Genomic DNA, 19,265 nt, shown 5'->3' with positions numbered 1-19,265 from the left:
TGCATCTTTGATCAAGCGACGATTCAGGATTGTTTGTAATAGAAAACAGCCAGCTGCGTTCGATCACGCAAAGCCAATTTTTCTAATATCGAACTGATGTAATTGCGCACCGTTCCCTCGCTCAGATAGAGTTCTTGCGCAATTTCACGATTTGATTTTCCATTTGCCACCAGCTTGATCATCGCGAGTTCGCGGCTGCTAAAATGATAATCGCTGAAGTTTGGCTGCTCGTTTGATTTCATCAGGGACGGTATCTTATCAATGATTGCGTCACCAAAGACGCGCTGACCGCTAAAAACGGCCTTGATTGCTGGAATAATACTTTCGAAATTTTGCTTGAGGATGTAGCCCTTAGCGCCGATACGCAGGGCTTCAATGATGTATTCATCATCTGAAAAGGTGGTTAAAAACAATACTTTCGCCTTAGGGTTTTGATTCATTAAACGTTTTGCAGCCTCAATTCCGGATAGGCCATCCATTCGAATATCAATTAAGAGCAGATCCGGACATAGCCTCTGGCAGAGGTGCAGGGCTTCAGCTCCTGAGTATCCCGAACCGACAACCCGAATCTCCGGATCAGTCTCCAGTATCGTATTCAGCGAAGAAACAACCAGTCGGTCATCATCCACAATGATCACGTTCATGATCTATTTTCCTCCTTAGGAATTGAGATAAAAAGCATAAAGCCATTTTTTTCGTTGATCGTGAAGATGCCGTGAAAGGCCTCCACGCGCTCTTGAATATTCTTCAACCCCATTCCTTGGTCCTGCCAATTGCCAGGCACTTGCCCATTGTCATGGATGATGAGCTGATAGAATGCCGGGTGCTCACGCAGCGTTGTTTCAGCATGAGTGGCGTTTGAATGCCGAACAATGTTGGACAAGGCCTCTTTAACAATTGAGATCAGTGCATAAGTGAGTTTGCTCCCGGGAGTGCGCTGCACCGAAAGGTCAAGGGTCATCGGACAGAACGTGAATTTTCGGATCAGCTTGTCGAGTTCATGCTGCAAATCGATTGACTCATCATGAAGATCATGAACGCTTTTGCGGATGCTTGTCATTGCTTCTGCTAAAGTGTCTTTCAGTTCGATCAGTCCGGCGGTTGTTTGCGGCTTTTGTGAGACGGCGAGCAAGGCACCGGTTTGCAACAACGCGCGCGACAGCAAATGGCCAACGTTGTCATGAATCTCTCGTGCGATGCGATTGCGTTCTCCTAGAGTTGCCATGGTCAGTTCGTTCGTTTGCTTTTTAAGCAGGTTCTGATTCTGACGCTTTAGCTTCCGAGCCATTTCTTTGGTCGTATCGCGCAAATAGTAATGACGGCGGATCAGCTGCGCCAACGCCTTTGTACGAAACCGCAGAAGTATGGAGAAAAGAAATAAGACGCAGAGTCCTAAATCAAGCTGCAGCGTGCCAAGCGGCCGGAACTTCAGAAAGGGAAGTAAAGCTAACAGACAGATCCACTGCTTTCTCGAATAAAACATGTCGTACAGTGCGAGTGGCAGAAACACACATAGCCAAGGCAAAAACAGGCTTATGAGCAAAAAGAAGCCGACAAGAAACATGTGGAGGCGTTCTTGATGGAAATAGCTAAGAAAGCAAGAAAAAATAATGGCCAGTAAAAATGGGAGTACATCATAAGCAAAGGGTTTTCCTGTCAGAAACAGAATAGAGCAGCTTAGGAGCAAGACCAGTTTATCGATAATCGAATTCATCGCGCATATCCATCCTGATTTATTCTTTTACTTCCTTTATTTAATCATGTTTCAGGCGTCCAAACAATTCACGGCTTCCGAATGATGACAAATGTCATAGCGATTGATGATTGGCGACACTGATGTGGCCGGCAGCGATCACTTAAACTAAAAGTAAACCGGAAGGGGGTTACCTCATGATGATTCATGTGAAAAATTTGCTGAAAAGGTATGGAGATCTTGTTGCGCTCGATCACTTGTCGCTGGATATAAAAGAAGGCGAAATCTTTGGCCTGCTTGGACCCAACGGATCGGGGAAAAGTACAGCCATTAATTGTATTTTGTCGCTGCTCAGCTTTGATAAAGGAGAAATCGAAATATTCGGCAAAAAAATGACTCCGGATGCTTATGAAAGCAAGCGCAACATTGGTATTGTGATGCAAAATGTCGCTGTTTTTGATGAGTTAACGGTCTATGAAAATATCGATTATTTTTGCGGCCTGTATGTGCACGATAAATCGGAAAGAAAGCGGCTTGTGGAAGAGGCGATTGATTTTGTTGAACTGGGGAACTTCAAAAAGTTTCATCCCAAAAAATTAAGCGGCGGTTTGCTGCGTCGACTAAACATTGCCTGCGGGATTGCACACCGGCCAAAACTGATTATCCTTGACGAGCCAACCGTTGCGGTCGACCCACAAAGTCGCAACAAAATACTCGAAGGCATCGCACGCTTAAATAAACAGGGAGCAACGATTGTTTATACCTCGCACTACATGGAGGAAGTCGAGCAGTTATGTTCACGAATTGCCATCTTGGACAAAGGACGGGTGATTGCATCCGGGACGCAGGAAGAGCTGAAAGCGATGATTACGCTTGGCGAGAAAATTACGATTGAAGCCTTCTCGATCAATGAGCAAGAACTACAACAGCTGCGAGAGCTTCCTGGCGTCCTCTCTGTTCAATGGATTGAAAAACGGCTGGTCATTAAGTCTGGAAAGAAAGCAGGAAGTCTTGAAGCGGTTCTTGATTTCCTAAAAACACACGAGATCGGGTTCGGACGTATTTACTCGGAACTGCCGACACTTAATGACGTCTTTCTTGAAATAACCGGCAAACAGCTCAGGGATTGAAGAGGAGGTTACGCCATGTTCGCACATATTTTTTTCTATCGTTTTAAATGCCTAATCAGGGATAAGCAGCTGGTATTTTGGACGCTTCTTTTTCCTATTTTGTTGGGAACCTTCTTTTACATGGCCTTCAGCAACCTGAACGATGAAGAATCGTTTCATCCGATTCATGCCGCGGTGGTACCGAGCGGCAACAGCCACTATGATGCATCGTTTGTAGAGGTTCTGCGCAGCGTCTCAAAAGGAAAAAATCGTTTGTTCACGATGAAAACAGCTGCCAGTCAGGCAGAAGCTGATCGATGGTTGAAGGCAGGGAAGATTGACGGTTATTTCTCAAGCGGCGAAACGATTCAATTAACGGTGAATGAATCCGGACTCAATCAGAGTATTATGAAAAGTTTCGTTGATCAATACCGTACAAACAGCGCTGCGGTAGCGCAGATTGCCAAGGACAATCCGAATGCGCTGCAAAACGGGTTGCTGCAAGACTTGAGCGATCGTCGCAGTTATGTAAAAGAGGTTTCCGGAAGCGGTGCGGAACCAAATAATGTATTGAATTACTTCTATGTTTTGATCGCGATGGCTTGTTTGTACGGAAGCTTCTGGGGATCGAAGGAAATCATGGACATTCAGGCAGACCAGACGGAGCGTGCCGCACGAATCAATACAGCACCGATTCATAAACTCAAGGCGTTTATTGCCGGCAGTCTGGCAGCATTGCTTATTCTTTTTACAGAAATTCTTATTCTGCTTGCTTATTTGCGGTTCGGACTGAAGATTGATTTTGGTCCGCGTGCAGGATTCGTGGTGCTTACCGCTCTGTTAGGAAGTATTCTCGGTATCTCATTTGGAGCTTTTATCAGTGCTGTCGTCAAGGCGGGAGAAGGGTTGAAAATTGCTTGTCTTATCTTCGTGACGATGGCTGGTTCTTTCCTGTCTGGGATGATGTATCAGAACATGAAATATATCGTTTCTCAGCATGTTCCGCTTCTTTCATGGCTTAATCCGGTCAATTTACTGACGGACGCTTTTTACGCGCTCTATTACTATGATAACTTGTACCGCTTTGCATTAAACGCGGGGATGATGGTCCTTTTTATCATTGTTTTCTGCGCGGGGACCTATCTGATCATCAGGAGGCGAAAATATGCCCGTCTTTAAAGTGTGTTTGAAAATTTTCCGGAAAAATTGGCTCTCGGTCTCGATCTATATCGTTATCTTTCTGGCGATCGCGCTTTTGATTTCAGCAACCAGTGTATCGGAACGGCCAACGACATTCTCGCAAAAGAAAGCACGAGTTGCCTTCATTGCAGAAGAACAGACCCCGCTTGTCAAAGGGTTTCGCAAGGAACTTTCGCGCAGTACGACGATTGTTGCCTTGCCGGACCAATCCGAGAAGCTTCAGGATGCGCTCTATTTTCGCCAGGTCACTTATATCCTGCGTATTCCTAAAGGATTTACAGAGAGCGTGCTCAGCGGTGGAAAAATGCAGCTGGAAAAAACGGTTGTACCGAATTCGATTGAGAACACCTATGTGGACCTCAATGTTGATCAGTATTGGAACCTTGCCCGCCTCTATGCGGCCCATGATCCGGGGATCAGTCAGAACGGCTTGGCCAGCCGCTTAAGAGCAAATTTATCCGGCACTACCCCGGTAGTCATGAAAACAGAAAACGCGGCGAAAACGTCAGACAGTTTCTCAATGTTCTATTTTAATTTCCTTGCTTATACATTGTCCGCAGTGCTGATTATGGGGATTTCGACAGCGATGATGGTCTTTCGAAGACGCGATTTGCGAATGCGTCACTATTGCTCGCCGCTGAAGCAAGCAAACGTCACGATGCAGCTTCTTGCAGCGAATTTGCTGTTTGCCGGCGCTTCATGGGCGGTATTGGTCGGTTTTTGTTTCCTTCTTGATCCGCAGAGCATCGTCACAATGAATATGCTCTATTTCCTGATCAATTCGCTTTTGTTTACCGGATGCATCGCAAGTCTCAGTTATCTGATCAGTACGGTCTTAAAGAGTCTTAATGCCGTCTCAGCGGTATGTAATTTGATCACATTGGGCACGTGTTTCATTAGCGGTGTTTTTGTTCCACAGGAATTTCTTAATAGCACCGTACTCAAAATTGCCAGCTTCACACCGACCTATTGGTATGTTCAAGCAAACACCAGGATCGCAAAATTAACGCATTTCTCATGGGACCACCTGGCACCGTCTTTGTACAGCATGTTAATCATGCTTGCTTTCACCGGAGCCTTCATCGCTATCGCTCTGGTCATTGGAAGAAGACAGCAAGCTACCAATTAACATGCAGCAAAGGATTCATAAAAGGATAAAAAAAATTCATCTTCAGTTCATTTTGGTTTTGTATGGTAAATAAAAGATTGGCGTGATTAGGTCTTAAGGCGTAGCGGCTTTAAGTCTGAGGGATCTAGTAGGCAAACGCAGAGTTTGTTTACAATGAATGAGGGTTGATTCATGTACCATAATTATACAGGAAAAGGTGGATTGAGTGGGTGCGAAAAATAATCGCGTTTTCAATGAAGAATAAGCTGGCGGTATGGCTGCTGACGCTCGTTGTCATTATCGGCGGGATCTATGCCGGTACAAATATGAAGATGGAAACGATGCCGAATTTTATCATACCTGTCGTCAGTGTTTCAACAGTGTATCAGGGCGCATCGCCGGATGAAGTTGACAACAGTGTGACCGAGCCGATTGAGCAGAAGCTTCAGGCACTGCCCGGCGTTCAGAATGTGAGTGCAACGTCGTCAACCGGTATGTCTGCAGTTGTTGTTGAATACGATTATAGTAAAGATATGGACAAAGCAACAGACGATATTAAAGAAGCGGTTGACCAGGTGAGCTTGCCTGATCAAGTATCGACGCCAAATGTTGCGCGCATCAGTATGGATTCGATGCCCGTTTACAGCTTAAGTGTTTCCGGCAAAGACATGTCGCTGGATCGGTTGAGCGACCGTGTCGAAAAGGATCTTCTTCCATCCATTCAAGGCGTTGACGGAATTTCTTCGGTCACGTTGTCTGGACAGCAAACAGAAAGTGTTCAAATCTCTTTTAAAGCAAATCAATTGAAGAAATACGGACTTTCTCAAGATACAGTCGTAAATTTGATTAAAGGAAATAACGTGTCGGCTCCGCTTGGCCTCTACACGATTGATCAGAGTCAGAAATCAATTGTTGTCAGCGGAAATATTAAATCTGTGAATGATCTGAAGGATATGCGGATCCCCTATACACCGCAACCAGCGCTTAGCGGGCAGGCACAACCGGGCACTGCTGCCCAGCAGCAAGCCGCGACCGGAGCGAGCACGCAGCAAAACGCGGGCCAGACTCAGCAGGATGCAAGCGCGCAAGCCGATTCAGCTTCAGGCGCCCAGCAAGCTGCAGCAATCAAACTGCCGACAGTCAAACTTTCTGAAGTGGCAAGTGTAACGCTCCAGAAGAAAGCTGAATCGATTTCCCGTACAAACGGTGAACGCTCCATCGGTTTGTCTGTTGTAAAAGGTCAAGATGCAAATACGGTTGACGTTGTGAATGACGTCAAAGCGAAAGTGGCAGCATTTAACAAGTCCTACCCAGACATTCAAACGGAATCAATGTTTGATCAGGGCCAACCAATCGAGCAGTCAGTAAAAACAATGGTGGAAAAAGCGATTTACGGTGCGCTATTTGCAATGCTGATCATTTTGCTTTTCCTGAGAAATATCCGCACGACCTTAATCTCGGTCATTTCCATCCCGCTTTCATTACTGATTGCTTTGATTGTGCTGAAACAAATGGATATTACGTTGAACGTTATGACACTTGGTGCGATGACGATTGCGATCGGGCGTGTTGTTGATGACTCTATAGTTGTCATCGAGAATATTTACCGGCGAATGTCGCTGTCTACAGAAAAACTAAGAGGTAGGGAATTAATCCGCGAAGCAACTCATGAAATGTTCATTCCAATTCTTTCTTCGACAATTGTAACGATTGCGGTGTTCTTGCCGATGGCTCTCGTATCAGGCGTTGTCGGGCAGATCTTTTGGCCGTTTGCCTTAACGATCGTCTTCTCCCTACTCGCTTCGCTTCTTGTCGCGATCACGATCGTTCCAATGCTTTCGAACAGTTTCTTTAAGAATGGTTTGAAGAAAAAGATCAATCATGAGGAAAAACCAGGAAAAATTGCCTCAGGCTATCGGAAAATCTTGAACGGCGCTTTGAACCACAAGATTCTTGTCTTTGGCGCTGCAGTACTTGTCTTTGCAGCAAGTTTGTTCCTCGTGCCGCATATCGGCGCAAGCTTCATGCCAAGCGACTCGGAAAAAGAATTAATTATTACGTATAATCCGGATCCGGGACAAACCGTCAAGGATACGCAAAGGGCTGCAGAGGAAGCTGAACGCTATTTAGAATCAAGCAAGTATATGGATAAAGTGCAATATTCGATTGGCGGCTACAGTTCTTCGGCAATGTTCCAATCATCCGATAATCAGGGGTTGTTCTTTGTTTCTTACAAAACAAGCACCCCAAATTTCGAGGATTTCCAGCAAAAGGTGCTGAAGGGCTTAAATGCCCGTGCCGATCATGGTCAGTTTAAATTCCAAGACTTTGGCTCCGGTTCAAGCTCGAATACGCTGACGCTCTATGTGTATGGCGATTCAATGAATCAGCTTCGCCCGGTAACAAGCGACGTCTTAGATGTCGTGAAAAAGGATAAAAATTTCACGGATGCGGACTCCAGTCTTTCAAAGGCTTACGATCAATACACGATTACAGCCGATCAAGCAAAACTTGGTCAGAATGGTATTGCTGCCGGACAAATTGCACAAACGCTGCTCGGATCAAGCGGCATGACCAATAATCGGGCACTAACAACAATCAAACGGAATGGCGATGACCTTAAGGTTTACTTGAAAACCACAGGCAATGCGAATGTGAAGTCGCTGGACGTACTGACCGACCAAACCGTTGCATCACCAACGGGTCAAAATGTGAAGATCAGTGATTTGGCAAAGGTTGAAAAAGGATCCTCACCGCAAACGATCACAAAACGTGACGGTAAGCTCTACGCTGAGATTTCGGCAAAGGTAACGGCAAAGAATGTATCCGGGGCAACTGCCGATTTGCAAGAGCAGATTGACAAACTGGATCTTCCAGATGGCGCCAGCGTATCTTTCTCGGGAGTAACCGAACAGATGAACGACTCCTTCAGTCAGCTCGGCTTCGCCATGCTCGCTGCGGTGATCATTGTCTACTTCGTACTCGTTGTTACCTTTGGCGGCGGATTGGCACCATTCGCCATTCTGTTCTCGCTGCCTTTCGCAATTATCGGAAGTTTGGTTGCCCTGCTGATTAGTGGCGAGACGATCAGTGTGTCGTCAATGATTGGCGCATTGATGCTGATCGGTATTGTTATTACCAACGCAGTTGTCTTAATTGACCGCGTCATCCACAAGGAAAAAGCAGGGTTAAGTACGCGCGAAGCATTGCTCGAAGCAGCCGGGACGCGTATCCGACCCATTTTGATGACAGCAATTGCCACCATCTGCGCGCTGCTGCCACTTGCATTCGGCATGGAAGGAAGCGGCGGTTTGATCTCTAAAGGATTGGCGGTTACCGTTATCGGCGGAATCACGAGTTCGACACTCTTGACCTTACTGATCGTGCCGATTGTCTATGAAGCATTGATGAAATTAAAACGTAAAATGACACATAAAGAAGAAACAACCGTACATGACTAACCGCATTCAAAAACTGCTTCGACGCATTTGCTCGAAGCAGTTTTTTTTAGCAGGTAAAGAATGATTATAATTTTGTTCCATCTTCAAACCAATAGACCAGTGTCTTGGCTGAAAGCGTAGGTCTCTGGCGCCTGCGGGATTGCCTTAGTTGATGTGTGCCAGCGAGTAACCGGAGCGACGATTTCAGCACCGAGAAGACACGAGTCCATCACACATGGCTGGAGATTAAGGACCAGGCGTAGCCAAGTTTTCTAATGAAAAATATGATTTTGCCTTGCGGTGCACTCGCGGTCGCACCCTATTGATGCGAGCGGCTGAAATGTCGAGCCATAGCGCGCATGGCATGTATTTAAAATTTGATTCACAAAAAATTTGAGCATCATTGTCCTCTGTGTTAATTTGGTACTAATAAGAAACAGACCGGCTGCCCTTGGCGTTCAGTCAGATTTGTTCTTAACTGAGAATAAGTGAGAGGACAGGCATGATGAAAGGAAAAACTTTTTATCAAGATTTGAAAGTAATGACCCTTGTAACCATCGGTGCGTTGCTGAACGCTGCTGCGATGAACTTATTTCTCATCCCGGCAAACGTATTGGCCGGAGGAGTTACAGGTATCGCCCAGTTGATCTCGGCACTGCTTGCGCCGACCTCGTTCCATTTGAGTACCGGTGTTCTGCTGCTGCTCTTAAATATTCCGGTTGCCTATGCCGGATGGATTAAGGTTGGACACCGCTTCACTTTATACAGTTCAATCAGTGTTGTGCTGACGACGCTGTTTATGGCAGTAATTCCGCTTCATCCATTAACAAACGATATTTTGCTGAATGCGGTTTTTGGCGGGGTTGTTCAGGCAATCGGCGTTGGCCTAACGTTGAAATTCGGCGCGTCAACCGGAGGCATGGACATTATCGCCATGATTCTGACACGCATGAAAGACCGTCCGATCGGTTTTTACATGTTTGCGTTGAACAGTTTAATTATTGTGTCTGCCGGATTCCTATTCGGTTGGCGGCGCGCGCTGTACACGTTGCTTCAGCTCTATGTCAGCATTCGGGTTATTGACGCGATTCACACAAGTTATGTGAAGTTGACCGCATGGGTGGTTACATCGAAGGCGTCGGAATTGCAGCGGGCAATTGCAACGCAAATGTATCGCGGGGTAACCAAAATACCCGCAAAAGGCGGCTACACCAATCAAGATAAAGATGTGCTTATGATTGTGCTGACCCGCTATGAGCTTTATCTGCTTAAGCGAATTATTAAGGAAATTGATCCGCGCGCATTCACCAACATTGTTGAAACCACGGACGTTTATGGATTGTTCGTGCGCAAGAAAGAATCGTGAGGATTAGTGAAAGACTTGTTCTTTTTTTCTCAATTTGGTACACTTTTTGTAACAATGATAAGGAGGTGGGTCGGTTGATGTTCATGAAGTGTCGCGCTCAGTTAGAGTCTTTTCTCTATATCGTTCGCGCGATTTTTGCGGTTGTTTTCTTCAAGGGACAAGTCTGCCCTTTTTTAGAAAACAATAGCAGTTCATGAACGTACGCGGACCCGCACAGCGGCTTATTTATTGCTTTATGGAATGAAATCCACGGGTGGATGTACGCCTGTGGATTTTTTTGCTTTGATCGCAATTGTTTTATAGAAAATGATGATTTAAATAATGCTCCCTAATAGGCAGTCCGTCTGCGCGGTTGTCCGCGAAAAGTAAGCAGTTTTTGCGACAATCTTAAGTTAAGGGGACGTGCGTATCATGATGATTTGTCATGCGGATCATATCCATAAAAATATAGCTGGGAATGAGATTTTACGCGATGTTTGTTTCTCAGTAAACGATCGTGAAAAGGTTGCACTTGTCGGAGCAAATGGAAGCGGGAAAACGACACTACTTAATCTGATCGCCGGACGCGACGTTGCGGACCGAGGGGCAGTCGCGATAAAGAACGGTGCTACAGTCGGCTATTTACAGCAGCTTCCGAACGGGGATGGGCAGTCCGTTCGTCAGTTTTTGATGAAAGCTTTTGCCGACTGTCTCAGCATCGAGAAAAAAGTGAAGGAATTGGAACAAATGCTTGCGCGATGTTTACCAAACCAACTGAAGCGGATGCTCGACCGTTATGCACGGCTTCAGGATGAATTTCAGAAATCAGGCGGTTATGAAATGGAGTATAAAATGGATCAGATCGCCGGCGGTCTTGGCATTCAGGAATTGCTGGATCACCCGTTTGATTCGCTCAGCGGCGGCGAACGCACGAAGGTCGGTCTTGCGCTTCAATTGTTGTCTGAGCCGGATTTTCTGCTGCTTGATGAACCAACAAACCATTTGGACATTATTTCGCTTGAATGGCTGGAATCGTTTATTCGGCAATACAAAGGAACGATTTTGCTGGTTTCCCATGATCGATTTTTTCTTGACCGCACGGTAAGTAAAGTGCTGGAGCTTGATGCTGGTGTTGCAGTATGTTATACGGGAAATTATTCCAGTTACGTTAAAGAGAAACAAAAAAGGCTCATGCTTGCCTTTGCAGCTTACACAGATCAACAGAAAAAAATCAAGAAAATGAAAGAGACAATCAAACGGCTCAAGGAATGGGCGAATCAAGCGAAGCCGCCCAATGCTGGAATGCATCGCCGCGCGAAGAGCATGGAAAAAGCACTTGATCGCATGGAACGACTGAAACGTCCAAAAATGGGACAAGATCAAATGGCCCTAGATTTTGCCGCGAATACGCGAACAGGAGACCGCGTGCTCAGCTGCCGCAATTTGTCCATTGCTTACCATGGGGTCCAATTGCTCGATCATGTGTCTTTGGCTATTCGTTATCACGAGCGCGTCGCAATCTGCGGCCCCAATGGTTCCGGAAAAACGACCTTGATCCACTGTATGCTCGGCAAAAGAAAAGCTGATGAAGGCGAGGTGCGTCATGGAACAAATTTAAATATTGGCTTTTTATCACAGCATGTCTTCGAAAGCAAGGACGAGCGTGATCGCCGCGTGATTGATGTGTTTCGTGAACATGCCCGACTGACTGAAGGTGAAGCGCGTCATGAGCTGGCTAAATTCATGTTTTACGGATCGGACGTGTTTCGAAAAATTGGCACGCTCAGCGGCGGCGAACGCGTCAGAATCCGATTGGCTGATTTAATGATGAAGAAGATCAATGTGCTCGTACTCGACGAACCAACGAATCATTTGGATATCGATTCGCGCGAAGTACTCGAGGAAGCGGTAAACCAATTCAGCGGCACCGTACTTGCGGTCAGTCATGATCGTTACTTTTTGACGAACTGTTTTAACGAGATCTATTGGCTGCAAAATGGCCATTTGAATAAGGAAAGACACTTCTCGCAATTCGACCATTAACACGAAGAGACAGCAAAAGCCATCGTACTCTGAAAAGATACGATGGCTTTTGCTATTACTCCGTATTTTTGGCGAGCGCACGTTTCTGCTTCTCGTTGTTATAATAACGCATGACATGCGCTACATAGTCCGGGTCGCCATAACTGCTCCATTGGAGTTCACGCGCTTTCTGATCAGCATAGTGATGGGCAAGCTGCGGGCTGAATTTTCCACCATGCGCTTTGACATAATCAGCAAATCCAAGCCCAAAATTATAGCTCTGAAGCGCAAGCGAAGGGTCATTATCGGAACGGTTCAGTGCTCTTTTAAAATATTGGATGCCTGCGCGAATACTCTTCTCAGGAGTAGCAATTGAATTGCGCGGTTTCCCCAAGCTTTCCGATGCCTGCATCACATCGACGGCTTTCCCTTTAGATTCCTGCATCACAATCGCCATAATCAGATCGGTATAATCGCCGATCCCATATTCTTTTGCAACTTGGGTAATCGTCGGCCGATAAGCTTTGACGTCATCACTAATCACACGTTTGTCATTTAACAGCGGAACATGATCCGCTTGCGGACTGTACAAACTTGAAACAATGTACAGCAGAACAAAGGAAATCGCAATGAGCAGAGATGAGGATAGAATTATTTTTAGCGTTTGACGTATCATGAACTTCTCTGCCTTTTCTTCTCTTTACTTACTATAAAGTTCAATGAAATACGCCGCTTTTCGACCGTCTAAGTGAAAGAAACTTAATTGATGATTCATTGAACGCGTACATCTTAGGCGAATGACTCACATGCTTTTCGTTGCTGCATAAGATGAAAAAGAGGTCAATGCCTAACCACGGCAGGAAAGGATGACATGATGAATGTGCGGAATTACAGGCTGGATTGATTGGCATCGGGATTTAAGCAGCCAGCAAGATACGATTGCCCATATGGCTCATACCTTGGATCATCGCGGTCCGGATGATTTAAATACATGGCTTGCGCCGCATGCGGCGCTCGGCCACGCGCGTCTGGTTGTTGTTGATCCTAAGGGCGGATGTCAGCCAATGAAAAAGACGGTTAACGGACAGGACTATGTTTTGGTTTACAATGGCGAGCTCTACAATACGGAGGAGATTCGATCGGATCTGCTTGAAAAAGGATACACCTTTAAAGGGCATTCCGATACGGAGGTACTGCTAACCGCTTATATTGAATGGCGCGAGCAGTGTGTGGATCATTTCAATGGCATTTTTGCCTTCGCAATTTGGGATACAGCACGTGACTTGCTGTTCGGCGCACGTGATCGCATGGGCGTAAAACCGTTCTTTTACGCTGAGTCCGGCGGCAGGCTGATTTATGGGTCGGAAATAAAAGCGATTTTAGCTCATCCGGATATGAAGGCGGAAATTGATCGTGAAGGGTTATGCGAGGTTTTCGGTCTTGGACCGTCACGGACGCCCGGTCATGGCGTCTATGTAGGCATTCATGATTTACGTCCGGCCCATGCGTTTACGTACACGAGAAATGGAATGAAAATATGGCGGTACTGGAATGTGGTAAGTCATGAGCATACGGACAGTCTTGAAGAGACGATCGCCCATATCCGCTATTTGGTCACTGATGCAGTGAGAAGGCAGCTTTATGCAGATGTACCGGTGGCAACATTTCTATCCGGAGGTCTTGATTCAAGCGGAATCTCAGCAATTGCTGCAGAATATTTTAAAGAACAGAAACGCCCGGCACTTCATACGTTCTCGATTGATTATGTAGGCAATGACCAATATTTCCATACAAGTAAATTTCAGCCGAACAGCGATGCACCGTTTATTGACGAGGTTTCCAAGTATTTGGGGACGGTGCATCATAATCTGATCATCGACAATGAGCATCTTGTCTCTTATTTGAAACGGGCGATTCAAGTACGCGATATGCCCGGTTATGCGGATGTGGATTCCTCTTTGCTTTGGTTGTGTGAACAAATCCGAAAAGATTTCACGGTTGCCCTTTCCGGTGAGTGTGCCGATGAAATCTTTGGCGGCTATCCGTGGTTCCACAGCCCGGAAACGTCTGCTAAGGAAGGCTTTCCGTGGATGCGTTCGATTGATGCCCGCCAAGACTTGCTCAACAGCAAATGGGGGAGCAGGCTCAACTTAAAAGAATACGAGCTGGAGCGCTTTAATGAAACCATTGCCGAAACACCTCGGCTCGAGGGTGAATCGGCAATTGACGCCAAGCGTCGCGAATTGTTCTATCTCAATATGAATTGGTTTATGACGGCGCTTCTTGATCGTAAAGACCGCATGAGTATGGGGGCGAGCTTAGAAGTGCGCGTGCCGTTCGCCGACCATCGAATCGTGCAGTATCTGTGGAACGTGCCGTGGGATATGAAAATGCTCGGCGGTCATGAAAAAGGGATTCTGCGTGCCGCACTTAAGGGGTATCTTCCTGATGATGTACTGTATCGTAAGAAAAGCCCTTATCCAAAAACGTATCATCCAAAGTATACGCAAGCCGTTTCCGAATGGCTGCAAAAAGTCATTGATACACCAAGTTCGCCTTTGCTTGAACTTGTTGACAAGCAGAAGCTTCAGGACTTGATTGATTCGAAAGGCGATTCATTTAAGGCGCCTTGGTTTGGGCAGCTGATGTCCGGTCCACAGTTGATTGCCCATATGGCGCAGATGAATGAATGGTTGAAAACCTATAATGTCAATATCCTTGATCGCTAAAAAATAGAATCCCTCAGGCCAACGCTTGAGGGATTTTATCTACATACGAATTGAAAAAATGGAGCAACCAGGTGCGGATTATAGATCGCACTGCTCAAAAGTAATTCAAGCAATGTGATGCGATCGCTCCAAAAAAACCGATCCACTCTTTTTGTGGTTATCGTTTGCTGGTCAGGTGGAGCATGCACGCGTATGCAAAGCAAAATGGCGCATTTGATGCGTTAAAGATGGGATAGCAGAATTTGGTGTTATTAAATATTACATAGTATGTTATTATTAACGACATATGGTGTCTGCTGTCTAGACATCATACTCTATTTGTGTAAGAATGACAGAATAGTAGTTGGAAATTATTTTCGAGGGAGGATCGTTGCCGTTCCTGTTCAGTGTCTTCATTTATTTCATAAATCTTTTTATGATGGGGGAGAAAGTCATGTTAGGGTTTCTGCAAAGAATAGGAAAGTCACTGATGCTTCCTATCGCGGCACTGCCTGCAGCGGCACTGCTCTTGCGTTTGGGGCAGCCGGATCTGCTGAATATACCGTTTATTGCAGCTGCCGGTAATGCAATTTTTACCAACCTCGCACTAATTTTTGCGATTGGCATAGCAGTAGGTTTTGCCAAGGATAATAATGGCGCGGCCGCACTTGCCGGGGCGATGGGTTTTTTTGTACTGAGTGCCTGTGCGACTTCATTGAATAAAACGATTAATCTTGGCGTACTCGGAGGCATTGTAGCCGGGATGCTCTATAACCGCTATCATACGATAAAATTACCGGACTGGCTTGCATTCTTCGGCGGACGGCGTTTTGTTCCAATAGTAACGTCCGGCGCCATGCTTGTACTTGGATTTGCTTTTGGCTATGTCTGGCCATTCGTGCAACTGGGTATGTCTCATCTGGCAACGTGGATCTATGATGCCGGCGTTTTCGGTGCAGCAATCTATGGTCTGCTGAACCGGCTTCTGCTCCCGCTTGGTCTGCATCATGTAATCAATACATTGGTTTGGTTTGAATTTGGTACTTATAAAGGACTTCATGGAGAGATTACCCGTTTTCTCAATGGGGATCCGTCAGCAGGGCTGCTGCTCTCCGGGTATTTTCCGATCATGATGTTCGGATTGCCGGCCGCGTGCTTTGCCATGATTGCGGCGGCAAAAAAAGAGAAACGTAAGGCAGTTAGCGGAATGCTGGCCGGGATTGCGCTGACTTCCTTTGTCACCGGGGTTACTGAGCCGATTGAATTTTCGTTCATGTTCCTTGCGCCTGTTCTTTATGTCCTTCATGCAGTGTTAACGGCGATTTCGATGGCGGTCACGTACTCTTTGGGGATTCATGATGGATTCGGATTCTCTGCAGGTGCGATTGATTATATCCTCAACTATCGGATTGCACAGAAGCCGCTGCTGCTGTTTTTTATCGGCTTGATCTTCGCTGCGCTCTATTTTGTCGTCTTTTACTTCGCAATCAAATGGTTCAATCTGAAGACACCTGGACGTGAAGATGATGATTTGATAGAAGATGGCGGAGAATCGATGAGTGCGGTTGATGCGGGTGATAAGTACGAAGTGATGGCCGCTCGATTGATTCATGACATTGGTGGAAAACAAAACATCACAACGATTGATCACTGCACAACACGGCTGCGGCTTAATGTTGTTGATTCGAGTGTTGCGGATGCCCCAGCAATCAAGCGGCATGGCGCACATGGCGTAATCAAGCTTAACAAGACGAATTTACAGATTATTATTGGTACCGATGTGGAATTTGTTGCGGATTCAATGCGGCAACAGCTTGCTCATGGTGCTCCGGAGCTTCCAAATGATGTACATGAAGCCCCTGATGAATCAACCGTGGAATTGGCTACGGTGACCGTTGGTGCCGAATCCGTTTGTGCACCGATTCAAGGGACGCTGCTTCCGATTACCGATGTTCCGGATAAGGTTTTCTCTGAAAAGATGATGGGTGACGGTTTTGCTATTGATCCGGATGAAGGTCTAGTTGTATCGCCTGTTGACGGAAAAGTAAGCGGCGTATTCCCAACCAAACATGCCATTGGATTGACCGGAAGCGATGGTCTGGAAATTTTGATCCATGTCGGTTTGGATACCGTTAAATTGAGCGGAGAAGGATTTATCAATTACGTAAACGAAGGAGATGCGGTTGTGAAAGGTCAGAAACTGATGTCCTTTGATATTCCGCTCATTAAGAATAAAGTTCCTTCCCTTGTTACACCCATTATCTTTACCAATCTTGATGCAGCGAAACATGTTGTCTTAAAGAAAAGTGGTAAAGTGGCTAAGAATGAGTCCGATATCATTACGTTTGCTTAATCAAACGATAAATGGAACAAGCCTGCGCCGAGACACGGCGCAGGCTTGTTGTTTTCATGGTGAAGGAAAAACTTTATACTGGCTGGCATTTATATTCGTTATCTCAAAACGGGTTGCTGATTTCTGCCAATAGATTCTCGATTTTCGGCAATAGCCCGTCCCATGCAGCGTCCGGAGTCTTACAAACCGTTAAAAAGTTATGATAGCCGAACAAGCTGACAATTCCCTCTATATGAATTAATCCATTTAAAATCGGAGAGGCGGGTGTGTCACTTTTTATAATTTCAATACGATCGGTAAATAGCGGCTGATCAGCGGTGAATTTCATAGCGTTTGGATTTGGCGTTGAGGAAGCAGTAAAATGCATAATCGAATTCCTTTCTCTATAGCACAATATTTTCTCTATTATATAGCATATTTCATTGTATTGGTTTATTCAAGACTCTTGATTTATAACGTTGGAGGTGAAATAGGTGCTCGATTCGGTTATACTAAATGTATTCCGAAAAGGGAAGGAGGGGGATCACGGTGGCTGAAAACAGTACCAATGAAGAACTGAAAGATCGCATCCTTGAGGCACTGGAAAATGTTATCGATCCAGAATTAGGTGTCGATATCGTTAATTTAGGTCTCGTCTATGGTGTCGATATAGATGAAGAGAATAACGTTATCATTGAGATGACATTAACGTTCATGGGTTGTCCATTGTCTGCGACCCTATCCTATGACGTAAAACGTACACTTAGTGAGATTGATGAAGTCAATCAAGTCGAAGTTAATTTTGTCTGGGATCCACCTTGGACGAAGGAACGCATGTCGCGTTATGCGCGCATTGCACTTGGGCTTTCTGAATAAAGGTGATCATGTAATCCGGAGCGGGGCACTGTCCTCTGCTCCGGATTTTCTTACACTTGCGTAGCGATTACTTAGATTGGCTTTTGTCTTTGCATCAAAAGAATCATCTTGGTCGATCAAGCATAACGTCTAATGAATAAGTGAATTGAATGCGCGGTCTGTAGAATCGAAGGAAGGAGCGATGGGGATGCAGGAGACTGTGGTTTTCGGCGGATTATCAGCTGCCGGTTTTTCGCTCTCTGAAGCAATGCTGAATTCAGGCAATCAAGTCCTCTCGATTAGCTCTGCGGTTTCGAAAAAGGAAAAGGAAAAAGAAGAAGATAACCAACTTTATTTAGGTCGCAATGCCCTTTTTCACCATGTCCCTAAAGGATTTGATCGATGTGAAGGAAAACCGCTTATCGTTGCCGACACGTTTCGGATTAATCCGGAGTATAATCGCGCGCTACAAGAAAAGCTTACGCTGCTCCTTAAAACGGTTCGACCGATTAAGCGGCTTATTTTCGTATCTTCTCTTGAGTCCGTACAAGAGCGGAATGATTACAGTAAAGTGAAGGCTGTGGCGGGCAGCCGGGTAGCCAATGATACAGAAGCGTTTTTCATTCAAGTCCTTAAAGAGATCGGGCAAAAAGATGCACTCATCTTTCGTACCGATTTAAATGAATTAATGGCGACAAAAGGCGGTGAATCTGCTGCAGGTTTATTTTTAGGTATGCTTGAAGCCAAACATGCTGGACTTGATATCGTTGCCTACAGCAGCAAGGCGGGAGCAGAGGCCCCAATAAACAGCGGAATGCGCCACTTGCTTCCGCCTCCTTACCACAAACTCCTATAATCTCTTTTTTTGCGTTTGAAACCTATCTGATCCAAATACAGTAATAAGGAAAGAACCCTGTCGGTCCTTTCCTTATTTATGCGGTCAGCTTATGATTTTTTAAAGAAGTTAAGCAGAGGAGACAGCTGCTTTATCGCTGGAGCAGTCTGGTTAATTACATTGACGAGCTGCGATGCACCGTTCATCATTTTCCCAACGTCAATATGTCCATCCTGTCCGAGAAACGGCTTTAAAAAACCTGCCGGTGGATGTGGTGCCTGTTGTTGCATGGGTGCACCGGGTGGCGGCATCTGCGGTTGCCCACTGCTTGCCTGCCAGCCGCCGTTCTGATAGAATGCTTGTGGCGGCTGGTACGGTTGCTGCTGCATTGGCGGGACTTGCGAGCCGAACATCATGTAAGTAAACGGATCAAAGTGGCTGTCTCTCGGGTTATGACTTGGCTGTACCAAGAGGCTCCCCTCCTTCTTATGGGGTTTTTTAGAGCTTTGGGTTTTTCTCACTCTTATTCTATGCTCTTGGTTAATGGTTGGTGCGCAGCATTCGCCCGCAAGTAAGATGCTTGTTGGACAAATGTTTTGTAGTGTATTATTGTATTTA

16 protein-coding genes are annotated in these 19,265 nt (G+C 45.8%); 11 read left to right on the top strand and 5 right to left on the bottom strand.

Features of this window, described 5'->3' with window-relative positions; all coding sequences use genetic code 11:
• Positions 1–23: 23 nt before the first annotated feature.
• Both SIN01_RS06455 and SIN01_RS06450 read right to left on the bottom strand, forming a co-directional pair.
• The gene (locus SIN01_RS06455) at positions 24–644 is read right to left on the bottom strand and encodes a response regulator (RefSeq protein WP_010023513.1); all 621 of its coding nucleotides are present in this window, start codon (positions 642–644) and stop codon (positions 24–26) included.
• On the bottom strand, positions 641–1,714 hold the full coding sequence (locus SIN01_RS06450) for a sensor histidine kinase (RefSeq protein WP_010023512.1): 1,074 nt from the start codon (positions 1,712–1,714) through the stop codon (positions 641–643). Before SIN01_RS06450 ends, SIN01_RS06455 begins: the two co-directional genes overlap by 4 nt.
• Positions 1,715–1,890: 176 nt before the next feature.
• Between SIN01_RS06450 and SIN01_RS06445 the strand changes: the two genes are divergently transcribed.
• The 7 genes from SIN01_RS06445 to abc-f all read left to right on the top strand — a co-directional run bounded on the left by SIN01_RS06445 (position 1,891) and on the right by abc-f (position 11,938).
• A complete protein-coding gene (locus SIN01_RS06445; RefSeq protein WP_010023510.1) occupies positions 1,891–2,823 on the top strand; it encodes an ABC transporter ATP-binding protein in 933 nt (310 codons plus the stop codon).
• Positions 2,824–2,838: 15 nt separating this feature from the next.
• Positions 2,839–3,981 (top strand): ABC transporter permease, encoded by a 1,143-nt coding sequence (locus SIN01_RS06440; RefSeq protein ID WP_010023509.1) that lies wholly within the window; start codon positions 2,839–2,841, stop codon positions 3,979–3,981.
• Positions 3,968–5,131: an ABC transporter permease gene (locus tag SIN01_RS06435; protein WP_010023508.1), complete on the top strand. Its 1,164-nt coding sequence runs from the start codon at positions 3,968–3,970 to the stop codon at positions 5,129–5,131. Before SIN01_RS06440 ends, SIN01_RS06435 begins: the two co-directional genes overlap by 14 nt.
• A 209-nt stretch (positions 5,132–5,340) precedes the next feature.
• Positions 5,341–8,571: an efflux RND transporter permease subunit gene (locus tag SIN01_RS06430; RefSeq protein ID WP_010023507.1), complete on the top strand. Its 3,231-nt coding sequence runs from the start codon at positions 5,341–5,343 to the stop codon at positions 8,569–8,571.
• 484 nt (positions 8,572–9,055) lie between these two features.
• Positions 9,056–9,916: a YitT family protein gene (locus tag SIN01_RS06425; protein WP_010027034.1), complete on the top strand. Its 861-nt coding sequence runs from the start codon at positions 9,056–9,058 to the stop codon at positions 9,914–9,916.
• A gap of 77 nt (positions 9,917–9,993) precedes the next feature.
• Positions 9,994–10,113 carry an RAxF-45 family protein gene (locus SIN01_RS15655; RefSeq protein WP_373864399.1) on the top strand — a complete coding sequence of 40 codons (120 nt, stop codon included), beginning with the start codon at positions 9,994–9,996 and terminating at the stop codon, positions 10,111–10,113.
• Positions 10,114–10,327: 214 nt separating this feature from the next.
• Positions 10,328–11,938 carry a ribosomal protection-like ABC-F family protein gene (gene abc-f, locus SIN01_RS06420; protein ID WP_047034729.1) on the top strand — a complete coding sequence of 537 codons (1,611 nt, stop codon included), beginning with the start codon at positions 10,328–10,330 and terminating at the stop codon, positions 11,936–11,938.
• Between the two features lie 55 nt (positions 11,939–11,993).
• On the opposite strand, the gene SIN01_RS06415 is transcribed toward abc-f, so the two are convergent.
• The gene (locus SIN01_RS06415; protein WP_010026292.1) at positions 11,994–12,593 is read right to left on the bottom strand and encodes a lysozyme family protein; all 600 of its coding nucleotides are present in this window, start codon (positions 12,591–12,593) and stop codon (positions 11,994–11,996) included.
• Positions 12,594–12,795: 202 nt separating this feature from the next.
• On the opposite strand from SIN01_RS06415, the gene asnB reads away from it, so the two are divergent.
• Positions 12,796–14,646 (top strand): asparagine synthase (glutamine-hydrolyzing), encoded by a 1,851-nt coding sequence (asnB, locus tag SIN01_RS06410; protein ID WP_010026293.1) that lies wholly within the window; start codon positions 12,796–12,798, stop codon positions 14,644–14,646.
• 433 nt (positions 14,647–15,079) lie between these two features.
• Entirely contained in the window at positions 15,080–16,978 is a 1,899-nt protein-coding gene (gene nagE / locus SIN01_RS06405; protein ID WP_141306021.1) for an N-acetylglucosamine-specific PTS transporter subunit IIBC, read from the top strand.
• Positions 16,979–17,081: 103 nt separating this feature from the next.
• On the opposite strand, the gene SIN01_RS06400 is transcribed toward nagE, so the two are convergent.
• Complete coding sequence (locus SIN01_RS06400; protein WP_010026296.1) at positions 17,082–17,345, bottom strand: NifU N-terminal domain-containing protein; 264 nt, start codon at positions 17,343–17,345, stop codon at positions 17,082–17,084.
• A 161-nt stretch (positions 17,346–17,506) separates the two neighbouring features.
• On the opposite strand from SIN01_RS06400, the gene SIN01_RS06395 reads away from it, so the two are divergent.
• Complete coding sequence (locus SIN01_RS06395; protein WP_010026297.1) at positions 17,507–17,833, top strand: metal-sulfur cluster assembly factor; 327 nt, start codon at positions 17,507–17,509, stop codon at positions 17,831–17,833.
• Positions 17,834–18,020: 187 nt separating this feature from the next.
• Positions 18,021–18,668: a hypothetical protein gene (locus SIN01_RS06390; RefSeq protein WP_010026298.1), complete on the top strand. Its 648-nt coding sequence runs from the start codon at positions 18,021–18,023 to the stop codon at positions 18,666–18,668.
• An 89-nt stretch (positions 18,669–18,757) separates the two neighbouring features.
• Here SIN01_RS06390 and SIN01_RS06385 read toward each other — a convergent pair whose 3' ends face one another.
• On the bottom strand, positions 18,758–19,117 hold the full coding sequence (locus tag SIN01_RS06385) for a YppG family protein (protein ID WP_010026299.1): 360 nt from the start codon (positions 19,115–19,117) through the stop codon (positions 18,758–18,760).
• Positions 19,118–19,265: the final 148 nt, after the last annotated feature.

It is taken from the genome of Sporolactobacillus inulinus, from assembly GCF_006539285.1.
Taxonomy (GTDB): Bacteria; Bacillota; Bacilli; order Bacillales; family Sporolactobacillaceae; genus Sporolactobacillus; species Sporolactobacillus inulinus.
The sequence above is the reverse complement of the archived record's forward strand: the minus strand, read 5'-3'. Positions and strand labels throughout refer to the sequence as shown.